This window comes from Cellulophaga sp. 3_MG-2023, assembly GCF_030546975.1.
Lineage (GTDB): Bacteria > Bacteroidota > Bacteroidia > Flavobacteriales > Flavobacteriaceae > Cellulophaga.
Genome location: NZ_JAUOPS010000003.1, coordinates 24,982 through 36,083 on the forward strand (window position 1 = coordinate 24,982; position 11,102 = coordinate 36,083).

The 11,102-nt window shown below is 31.8% G+C and carries 6 protein-coding genes; 3 read left to right on the plus strand and 3 right to left on the minus strand.

The window, feature by feature from the left end:
• Window position 1: 1 nt before the first annotated feature.
• Both ybeY and Q4487_RS09895 read right to left on the minus strand, forming a co-directional pair.
• Window positions 2–421 (minus strand): rRNA maturation RNase YbeY, encoded by a 420-nt coding sequence (gene ybeY, locus Q4487_RS09890; RefSeq protein ID WP_303542332.1) that lies wholly within the window; start codon window positions 419–421, stop codon window positions 2–4.
• Complete coding sequence (locus Q4487_RS09895) at window positions 414–3,881, minus strand: hypothetical protein (protein ID WP_303571887.1); 3,468 nt, start codon at window positions 3,879–3,881, stop codon at window positions 414–416. The genes ybeY and Q4487_RS09895 overlap by 8 nt, the downstream gene beginning before the upstream one ends.
• A gap of 129 nt (window positions 3,882–4,010) precedes the next feature.
• Between Q4487_RS09895 and gltX the strand changes: the two genes are divergently transcribed.
• Together gltX and Q4487_RS09905 are read left to right on the plus strand one after the other, a co-directional pair.
• A complete protein-coding gene (gene gltX / locus Q4487_RS09900) occupies window positions 4,011–5,522 on the plus strand; it encodes a glutamate--tRNA ligase (RefSeq protein ID WP_303542328.1) in 1,512 nt (503 codons plus the stop codon).
• A gap of 148 nt (window positions 5,523–5,670) precedes the next feature.
• Window positions 5,671–6,624 carry an SPFH domain-containing protein gene (locus tag Q4487_RS09905; protein WP_100894396.1) on the plus strand — a complete coding sequence of 318 codons (954 nt, stop codon included), beginning with the start codon at window positions 5,671–5,673 and terminating at the stop codon, window positions 6,622–6,624.
• A 280-nt stretch (window positions 6,625–6,904) separates the two neighbouring features.
• Here the strand turns inward: Q4487_RS09905 and Q4487_RS09910 are convergent, their stop codons facing one another.
• Window positions 6,905–8,590: a glutamine--tRNA ligase/YqeY domain fusion protein gene (locus tag Q4487_RS09910; protein WP_100894397.1), complete on the minus strand. Its 1,686-nt coding sequence runs from the start codon at window positions 8,588–8,590 to the stop codon at window positions 6,905–6,907.
• Between the two features lie 254 nt (window positions 8,591–8,844).
• On the opposite strand from Q4487_RS09910, the gene Q4487_RS09915 reads away from it, so the two are divergent.
• The gene (locus Q4487_RS09915; RefSeq protein WP_303542325.1) at window positions 8,845–11,100 is read left to right on the plus strand and encodes a gliding motility-associated C-terminal domain-containing protein; all 2,256 of its coding nucleotides are present in this window, start codon (window positions 8,845–8,847) and stop codon (window positions 11,098–11,100) included.
• The last annotated feature ends 2 nt before the right edge of the window (window positions 11,101–11,102 follow it).

An 11,102-nucleotide genomic window follows, 5' to 3' on the forward strand; every position in this document is an offset into this window, starting at 1 on the left:
CTTAATGTTCCACGTGGAACAATTTAATTTTTTCTTCTTCTTTACTCCTCATTAATGCCGCTTCTTCAGTAGATTTATCCTTATAACCGGCTAAATGTAGCACTCCGTGAGCCATAACTCTAAGCATTTCTACATCAAAATCTACCTTAAAATCTACTGCATTTTCTTTAACTCGTTCTACAGAAATGTAAATATCTGAGCTAATTACCTTCCCATCTGTATAATCAAACGTAATAATATCTGTATACGTATCGTGATCTAAATACTGCTGATTGATGTTTAACAGGTAAGCATCATCACAAAAAATGTAATTAATATCACCTACTAAATGCTCTTCAGAAGCTATTATCCTATTAATCCAATCGATATACTTGGTATTATCTTTTAGACTAAATCCTGTTTCATAATGAAAATCAATCATTGGTTTTAAAATATTTTTGCACTTTATTTTGATAAATTTGCTGCAAAGGTAGTGCTTGTCTATTTAAGATTTCTATTTCGTTACGATAATTCTCTAATGCTTCTGGCTTAGTCGTAATAGGATTACTAAACTTATTTTTTGCTTTATTAGCTTCTCTTGTACTTTTTTCTCCTTGTTTTAAGGCTGCATTTTCTAGCTTCAACAGCTGATGTTGTATGTTATTTACTTTAGACTTTGTTCTATTAGTAATGCCATTTTCAAGTAAATCATCTTCAAAATCTTCCATTTGTTGTAGCAGTTTTTTAGCCAAATTCTTATCTTCTTTAGCAATCATATCCTTTAATTGCTGCTCTAATTCTTGTCTAATTTTTTGTTGCTGCTTATAAATCTCAAAGATTTCTTTTAATTCACCCTCGGATAAACCAGTTCCACCAGATCCTTTTTGAGAACCTTTTTCAACATTTTTACCTTGAGATCCTTGCTTACCTCCTTCTCCATTTTTACCTTTTTCACCTTCTTTACCGCTTTCTCCTTCCTTACCTTTTTCTCCAGATTTACCTTTTTCTCCATCAGAACCCGGATTTTCTCCACCTGGTTTTTCACTTTCCCCAGGTTTTTTCCCTTCAGAAGACTTGGAATCTCCCTGTTTACCCATCTTATTTTTTAGGTCGTTTTGTGCTTTAATAATATCTGGAAGTTGAAAACCTTTGCCTTTTCCTTGGCCTTGACCGGCACCAGATTTCATACTCTGGTTCATATTATCTAACAAATTGGCAAGAAAATCTGCCAAACTATTGGATGAATTGAGCACATATTTTTGATTTGCAGTAGCTAAATATGACCTGTTTTCTGCAAGTTGCTCTAGTGATTTATCTATATTATAAAAAACTTCTGTTATATCTTTATTTACTTTTTCTGATATTTCGGCCTGACGCAAAGACAATGCAAAAAGACTATCATCTACGTGCTCAAACAAAGTACGTAACTCTTTTTGGCGTTTAATTGTGGTAGAAAACTTTGCAACATCTGTATCTCTAGAGCTTATATCTTCATATAATTGCTCTTGTTTGAAAGAAAAAATAACTAGATTTTCTAGAATTTGACGCAACATTTCTGCATCTTCAGTAATAGATTCACCAGTAGCACCAGATGAAGATTGCTGCATTTGACTGCTCATTTGTTTCATTTTATCTGCTGCAGACTTCTGTTTTTTAGCGGCTTTATTACTGGCTTTACTGTCAGATTTAGAAGAATTATCACTCCCCTGTTCTTTATTTAACTCCTCTAAAGCATCATTTTGATCTTGTTTTACATCATCTTGCTTACTCTTATCAGCCTTAATATCTAGCGGTTTTTGTAATTTTTGATTGTCCTTTTTTAGTTCAACAAGTTCTTTTGTTAAATCTTCAAAGGCTTTATTTAGATTTTCTTGATCTTTTATATCAGAATTTTGATCTTGTTTAAGTTCAGAAAGTGCTTCTTGCTTCTCTGCAAGCTTCTCTAAATCTTGACCTAACTGCGCCAATTTCTCTGTAACATAGTATTTTTTTGTTAATTCTAACAACTGTTCTAGGTTACGCTCACTGTTTTTTTGACTTTTTCCAAGCTCTTCTAAGCGTTTAGTTAACTCTTCTTTATTGATTTTATCGGCGACTTTGTTTAATTCTTCAAGTAATTTTTGATTCTTTTTTGCTTCCTGCTCCTGACGTTGTAGCCTTTCTTGTAATAATTTATTTTGTTTATCGTCTGTATTACTCTTTTGCAAATTCTCTTTTAACTGCTTGCTAAACTTTTCCATCATCTGCTCTTGCTGTTGTTGCTTTTGCAAATAGTCTTTAACTTCAGACTGTTCGGTATAATTTAAAGCAGCCTTCTCTTTTTGCTTGGTATTAAGCTCCTGTAATTTTTCTTTTTGTTCTTTAAAACTATCCAACGAATTATCTAGATTGTTTAACAATTGTTGTTGCTGTTCTAAATCATTATTTTTAAGAGCATCTTGATCTAATAATATAGTATTAAACACTTGACTTTTAGTACTTTTACCATTATGAATAGCATCATTATCTGTAGCAGAAAAATAAAAGCTATAATTAGTATTAGGCTCTAAATTAAGCCCAGAAGGAAATGTATAATAAAACTGATTTACATTACTTTTTGGAGTACTTATAGTAATAATTTGTTTATTATCTTGTTTATCTACGGGATAACAAACTAATTTTATACTCATCAGTTTATAATCGTCTGAAGCAGTACCAGAATAGTATAAAATATTAGGATTCAGGGTATCTTTAACCTGATTAACTTGTATAATAGGATTAGCATCTTTTATTACCGTAAGTTTATATCCTAATTTTTCAAAATTAGAAACATTTCCGTTAGATGTACTAATTATATAATCTGTACTATTATAAACTCTTTTTGAAGAAGAAAAAGAATTATCAATTTTATTAAAACCAATTATAGTATCTTTTAAACCTAAAGAAATAGTACTAATGTGTGCTCCTTTTATGTTCCAAGTAACCTTTGTACCCTCAGGAAATGTAGCGTTTCCAGTACTTTTAATAGTTTCGGACTTTCTATTTGTGTAAGCAGGATAAACCAATTCCATTTTAAAATCTTCTAAAAATGGAACATTAAGTACTTGTAAACTATACTGTTGAGATGTTACATCATTAGCCTTAAAATAAAAAGAAGAACTATTTTGCGGAGCAACAAAAGCATACTCAAAAAAGACATTATTTTCTTGTAAAAAAAGTTCTTTACCATCTACAACAATAGCTACATTTTCTGGTTTAATTTTACCCTGAGTAGTAAGCTTTAGTGTTAAATTTTCACCTTTTAAAACGGTTAACTTATTATTAATCAAATTAAAAGAAAAGGGTGCCGGTTTTTCAAAAGCCATTTCATAGTTAACAACTCTATCATAAGAACCAAATAAAGAACCTAAATTACCACTTAACCATACAAGCAGTAAAATAAGAATAGGCACTACCAAATACTTGGCGTATTTGAAATTTTCTTTAAAATTTATTGCTCTAACGAAAGGAACAGTATCTAAATTTTGCGAACGTTGCGCAATACTTGCCAATAATAATTCTGATGAATTGGTATCTTCTGCTAAATCTAATAAATTATACAACTTATCTCCTACCTCAGGAAAATGTTTACCTATTAATAAGGAAGCATCTTTGTTTGTAATTCCCTTTTTAAGTTGAAATAAATAAAACAGGGGTGTTAAAATATAGGCATATAATAAGTAAATAGTTACTCCCAAAAGCGCAATTAATAGTAATAATCTACCTGTAGAATTAAACCATAAAAGGTACTCAAGCCACAGTATTACTAATAAAGTAAGTAATCCAAAACTTAAAAAAAGAAGCACTCCTTTTAGTAATTTTTGGGTATAATACCTCTTAGTAAAGGCCCTTAATTTTTGTAAAATATGGTCTAAACTATTCAAAATGTGTAATATTTAATACCAAGATACCCACAGTTTAAGAAAAAGATAGAAAAAAATTGTTAAAAAGTGAGTATAACTCTTTAATAGGACAAATAACTAACTGTATCTTTGTACATATAAATACAAATTATGAGTTCTAAAGTAAGAGTACGTTTTGCTCCTAGTCCTACTGGACCTTTACATATTGGTGGTGTGCGCACCGCATTATTTAACTACCTTTTTGCTAAAAAAAATGGTGGTGATTTTATTCTACGTATAGAAGACACAGATCAAAATCGTTTTGTAGAAGGTGCTGAACAGTACATAGTTGACAGTTTAAATTGGTGTGGAATTGGCTTTGATGAAGGTCCTGGTAAAGAAGGTAAATTTGGACCTTACAAACAGAGTGAACGTAAGCATTTATATAAAGAATATGCAGATAAATTAATTGAAAATGGTAATGCATACTATGCTTTTGATAGTTCTGAGAGTTTAGATGAACATAGAAAAAACCATGAAGCAGAGGGTAAAACTTTTATTTACAACTGGCATAATAGGTTAAAATTAAATAACTCTTTAGCATTAACTAAAGAAGAAGTAGAAGCTAAACTAGCTAATAATGAGGCTTTTGTAATACGTTTTAAGACTCCTGAAAATGAGAAATTAGAATTAAAAGATAGCATACGTGGCACTATGCATATAGATACTAATGTGTTAGATGATAAAGTACTTTATAAAAGTGATGGTATGCCAACATACCATTTAGCAAATATTGTAGATGATCATTTAATGGAAATTTCTCATGTAATACGTGGTGAAGAATGGCTACCATCTTTAGCATTACACAAACAATTGTATGATGCATTTGGTTGGCAAGCTCCAGAATTTGCTCATTTACCATTAATTATGAAACCTGTTGGTAAAGGAAAATTAAGTAAGCGTGATGGTGAAAAGCTAGGTTTTCCCGTGTTTCCACTATCTTGGAACGAGTCTACTGGTTATAAAGAAGAAGGATATTTTCCGGAAGCAGTTGTAAACTTTTTAGCTCTACTAGGTTGGAATCCAGGAACTGAACAAGAAATATTTAGTTTAGAAGAACTTATAAAAGAGTTTTCTTTAGAGCGTGTAAATAAGTCTGGAGCTCGTTTTGATCCAGATAAAACCAAATGGTATAATACACAGTATTTACAAGCAAAAGATAATGCAGAAATTGCAACATTATTAATGCCTACCATTTTAAGTCATGTACAAGAAACTCACCCATTAGCAAAACAAGAAACTGTTGAGCGTTTGGTAGATTTACTAAAAGAGAGAGCAACTTTTGTAAATGACATATGGGATTTAGCAGATTACTTTTACATTGCTCCAACAGAATATGCAGAAAAAGGAGTTAAAAAACAATGGAAAGAAGGTACTCCAGATATTTTAAACCAATTGGTATCTGTTTTGGAATCAATAACAGATTTTAGCTCTAACAATACGGAAACTATTGTAAAACAATGGATTACAGATATGGAATTATCTTTTGGTAAAGTAATGCCTCCTTTTAGATTGGTATTGGTTGGTGACATGAAAGGGCCACACGTATTTGATATTATTGAGATGTTAGGTAAAGAAGAAACTATTAAAAGAATAAAAAATGCTATTGAAAAATTAGCATAATCTACATAACATTTACTAAAAGCTACAAACGTAATTATGCGTTTGTAGCTTTTTTTTTTATAAAAATGTAACATATCCCCTATTTTATCTACATATATATGTGCAGTATTTGTACATTTAAAACATAAACCTAAAACTTAAAAAAATTATGGGAGATTATTTATACATACCAATGATCGTATTTTTGGTATTTGTTATTTTTTCTGCAGCTTTCTCTGTTAAACAACAAAGTGCTGCTATTATTGAAACATTTGGTAAATTTAGTAGTATTAGACAATCTGGTCTACACTTTAAAATACCATTTATACAAAGAATAGCAGGAAGACTAAGTTTAAAAATTCAGCAGTTAGATGTAATTATTGAAACAAAAACTTTAGACGATGTATTTGTGAAATTAAAAGTTTCTGTACAATACAAAGTAATAAAAGATAAAGTGTATGATGCATTTTATAAATTAGATTATCCTCATGACCAAATAACATCTTATGTATTTGATGTTGTACGTGCTGAAGTTCCAAAAATGAAATTAGATGACGTTTTTGTTAAAAAAGATGATATTGCATTGGCTGTAAAAGCTGAATTGAATGATGCAATGATGGATTATGGTTTTGATATAATTAGAACCTTAGTAACTGATATTGATCCGGATCCGCAAGTAAAAATTGCGATGAACCGTATTAATGCTGCAGACAGAGAAAAAACTGCTGCACAATATGAAGGTGATGCTGCACGTATTTTAATTGTAGAAAAAGCAAAAGCTGAAGCAGAAAGTAAGCGTTTACAAGGTCAAGGTATTGCAGACCAACGTAGAGAAATTGCTCGTGGATTAGAAGAATCTGTAGAAGTATTAAATAAAGTTGGCATAAATTCTCAAGAAGCTTCTGCCCTAATTGTTGTTACTCAACATTATGATACTTTACAATCTATAGGACAAGAAACAAATAGTAATTTAATACTATTACCAAACTCACCACAAGCTGGTAGCCAAATGTTAAATGATATGGTTGCATCATTTACAGCAAGTAATATGATTGGTGAAAATATGAAAAAAGCAAACAATAATCCTAAGCCTAAAAAATTAGATCAACCTAAAAAAGATTAATTTTTAAGCAAGACTCTTAAATCAGAAAATCCGATAGAAAATTATATTTCTATCGGATTTTTTTATGTTACAATGCTAAATATTGTTTGTTAAAGCAAAACTTATAAAAAATGACCTCCTCAAAGGCTAAAAATCATTTTAAATATCAATTTTAAAACTTTAATAAGCAAGTCATACAAATAGTTTAAGTCTTTTTAAAAGTCCATTAAAACCACTTAAAACAAGTCGTTTTTAATAGAAAATACCAATTAGTTTTAAATTAGTATCAGTAAAACTTATACTACTTCTTTTCTGCAATTTTTGCCCAAGAATCTCTTAAACCAACTGTTTTATTAAAAACTAAATTTTCTTGAGTACTATCTGTATCAATATTAAAATAACCTATTCTCTGAAATTGAAAACGGTCACCAATTTTTGCTTCTTTTAAACTTGGTTCTACAAATCCTTTAATTACTTGTAAAGCATTAGGATTTACAAATTCCATAAAATCTTTTTCTTTATGAGTATCTGGACTTTCATCTGTAAATAACCTATCATACAATCTAACTTCAGATTCTATTGCGTGTTTTACAGAAACCCAATGTAATGTTCCTTTTACTTTACGTAAACTTTCTTCAGTGCCACTTCCACTTTTACTTAAAGTATCATACGTACATTGAATTTCAGTAATATTCCCATCGGTATCTTTTGTGCAAGATTCTGCCTTTATTATGTAAGCTCCCTTTAAACGTACCTCTTTACCAAGTTTTAGTCTAAAGAATTTTTTGTTAGCTTCTTCTCTAAAGTCCTCTTTTTCAATATAAATTTCTCTAGAAAAAGGTATTTTTCTACTGCCAGAATCAGCATCCTCAGGATTATTTTCTATGTCTAACCACTCTTCTTGTCCTTCTGGATAATTGGTAATGACCACTTTTACAGGATCTAAAACACCCATAACTCTAGTTGTAATTTTATTTAAGTGCTCACGTACATGAAACTCTAATAAAGACACATCTATAAGGTTATCCCTTTTTGCAATACCTATAGTATCTACAAAATTACGGATAGATTCTGGTGTATACCCTCTTCTTCGCATCCCAGAAATAGTAGGCATACGTGGGTCATCCCAAGATTTTACAACTCCTTCTTCTACCAGTTTTAGTAATTTTCTTTTACTAACTATGGTATGACTTAAGTTACGTCTGGCAAATTCTCTTTGTTTAGGTCTTGTTTTTTCAGCATCATAAACTTGGTCTAAAAACCAGTCATATAACTCTCTATGCATAGCAAATTCTAGTGTACAAAAAGAGTGAGAAACTTGCTCTAAATAATCACTTTCTCCATGAGTCCAATCATACATAGGATAAATACACCAATCTGTATTAGTCCTGTGATGCGCTTTATGTAAAATACGGTACATAAGAGGGTCTCTCATTAGCATATTAGAAGAACTCATATCTATTTTAGCACGCAAAACGTGTTCTCCTTCTTTAAACTCGCCATTTTTCATACGGTTAAAAAGGTCTAAGTTTTCTTCTACAGACCTGTCTCTAAAAGGACTAGCAACACCAGGAGTTGTAGGTGTTCCCTTTTGTTGAGCCATAGCATCAGAAGACTGACTGTCTACATATGCTTTATTTTGCTTTATAAGAAAAATTGCCCAATCATACAACTTCTGAAAATAATCTGATGCAAAGCACTCCTGCTCCCATTTAAAGCCTAACCAGGTAACATCTTTCTTAATTGCGTCTACATATTCTTGTTCTTCTTTAGCTGGGTTTGTATCGTCAAAACGCAGATTTACAGGTGCATTATAACGCAAACCAAGACCAAAATTTAAACAAATAGAACTTGCGTGTCCTATATGTAAGTACCCATTAGGTTCTGGTGGAAAACGAAAACGTAAATTCTCTTTTGAGAAACCGTTTTTCAGGTCTTCCTCGATAATGTGCTCTATAAAATTTAATGATTTTTCGCCTTCATTCATAGGATAAAATTAAGCAGTAAAGGTACAAAATAAGATTAATTATGGCGGTTAAAAATTCGGTCACCATACAATAATGTCATTTTCACAACAGATTTAAATACTACTACAACAATAAATTTATGAACAAGTTATAAACAACCATATTTGTTAAAGCAAATTTCGCACACGCGTTAAAATGTTTGCAAAAATTTTAAACGTTTAATCTAACTAACTATGTCCCCAGACAATAAAATAGTTACAAAAAAAATCATGTCATGAGAACAACACCTACTACATCTCTTTTGGTACTTTTATTGTTATTTACCTTTTCGGTAACAACAACTGCCCAAATTTTAAATGCTCCAGAGCCCATTGCCGACCCAAGCGGTGGTGGTTCTAGCGGATGGACTGCCGCTTGTGCGTCTTCCGGATTTAACTCTTACTGGGTAAATTTTACCTGGATTAATGCCCCAGCTGTAAACAGCGACAACAAATTTATTTTAGAATTATCTGATGCCAACGGTAACTTTGGTAGCCCTGTAGCACTTGCTACATTAGATGATAAGAATGCTAATTATGATTTTAACATTCAGTTTGCCTTACCTACAGATACTAGAGGTGAGAACTACAAAATACGAGTAAAAAGTACAAGTCCAGAAAAAGTGAGTCCGTCAGCAGGGCCTTATTCTATGTACTATGTAGACTTTAACTCGCCAATATTAATGAGTCAAGATGGAAATGGCAACATACCATCTGGCGGAACAATAGAAGTTTGCGACGGGACAGCAATAACTATGGCTCCACATAATGTACCAAACGCCAGTACTTATTTATACAACTGGTATAGAAGCGGTACATTATTATCAGAAAAAGGACCTTCTTTAACAACAACACAAGCAGGTATGTATTCTGTACAAATAGATTATGGAACAATTTGTTCTGGTTCTGCAAGTACAGACTCTAACATTATAGAGGTTACAACAGGTACAAGCTTAGGTGTAGCATTAAATACACCAAGTAAAACAAGCCTTTGCTCTACAGAAACAGAAACACTAACAGCAAATATATCTGGACAAGGATTAACGTATGTTTGGTATAAAGACGATGTTGCTATTACTAGCCCAACCGTAGATAACCACACATATACAGTAGATGGTTCATCTGCAGGCTTTGAAGGTAACTATGCAGTAGAAATTAGTGGTACAGGAGCTTGTTTAGAGCGCTCTGCAACAGTTTCTATTACTACAGCATCTAATGTTACTTTAACTAGAGATAATGAGGCTAACCTTGTTATTTTACCAACTAAAACAAAAACATTACAAGTAACTAGTAGCAGTAGTGCTGTTACTTATGCTTGGTACAAAGACGGTACAGTAATTAGCGGTGAAACAACAAATACGCTAGTAGTTAATAGTGCAGGAGAATATTTTGCACGTATTACAGACAATGGAGGTAGTTGCCCATTTACTATAGATTCTGACAAAACAACAGTAGTAAGTCCAGCTTCTTTTAACATAGAAATAGATTATACAGCTGCTTACACAGACTGCCAAAACACAACAACAACATTAGATGTAAAAACAATTGAAGCTGTTGCAGCAGATGGTACAAAAACAGATGTTACAGCAGATTTAAAAAATGAATTTACATACCAATGGAAAAAGAATAGTGTAGCTGTTTCTGGTGAAACAAGTAACTCAATTTCTTTATCTGATATTACAACTAACGGAGATTACACATTAAACGCTAGTATTAGTGGTTATAGTGCTATAGACTCTAATACATTAGGTGTAGTATTATTAACGTCAGAAACAGTTACAATTGCAGCAAGTAGTACTACTTTTTGTAACCCAAGCAACCCGGTAGTTATAAGTACTACAACAACTTTAGCAGGTGAAACATTTACTTGGTATAAAGATGGTGTTAGCTTTAATACTACAGATGAAACTTTAAATAGTACAGAAACAGGAACTTTTGTTCTAGAAGTACTAAAAAATGGCTGTCCGTTACGTTCTAACGAAGTTGTTATTTCTCCATTAAATGAAGATTTAATTACACTAGACAGCAGTGATCCAGTTATTCTTGTAGAAGGACAAACTAAAACAATATCTGCAAGCGGTGGTACAAGTTACCAGTGGTTAGATGCAGCTAATGTAGAATTAAGCACAAGTGCAACTGTTAGTTTAACAGCAGAAGGTACTTACATGCTTATAGCAAAAATAGACGACTGTGAAGTTATAAAACAATTTACAGTCTCATACAAAGATACTTTTAATGTTCCTAATGTAGTTACTCCAAACGGTGATGGTAAAAATGACCTATGGATACTACCAAATTCTTATTCTAATAACCCCAATGCAACTGTTATTATTTACAATAGTAACGGTGAAGAAATTTTAAATGAAAAAGGCTACAAGAACAATTGGCCAACTTCAACTATGAGTTTCCCTAAGCAAAATATGGTTTTTTATTATAAGATTCTTGATGACAAAGGTGGTCAAAAACAAGGGACTATAACAATCATAAGATAATC

Excerpts from the sequence above, each read along its gene's own strand:
- ybeY (WP_303542332.1), bottom strand. The coding sequence starts at position 421 with ATGATTGATTTTCATTATGAAACAGGATTTAGTCTAAAAGATAATACC.
- gltX (WP_303542328.1), top strand. The coding sequence starts at position 4,011 with ATGAGTTCTAAAGTAAGAGTACGTTTTGCTCCTAGTCCTACTGGACCT.
- Q4487_RS09905 (WP_100894396.1), top strand. The coding sequence starts at position 5,671 with ATGGGAGATTATTTATACATACCAATGATCGTATTTTTGGTATTTGTT.
- Q4487_RS09910 (WP_100894397.1), bottom strand. The coding sequence starts at position 8,590 with ATGAATGAAGGCGAAAAATCATTAAATTTTATAGAGCACATTATCGAG.
- Q4487_RS09915 (WP_303542325.1), top strand. The coding sequence starts at position 8,845 with ATGAGAACAACACCTACTACATCTCTTTTGGTACTTTTATTGTTATTT.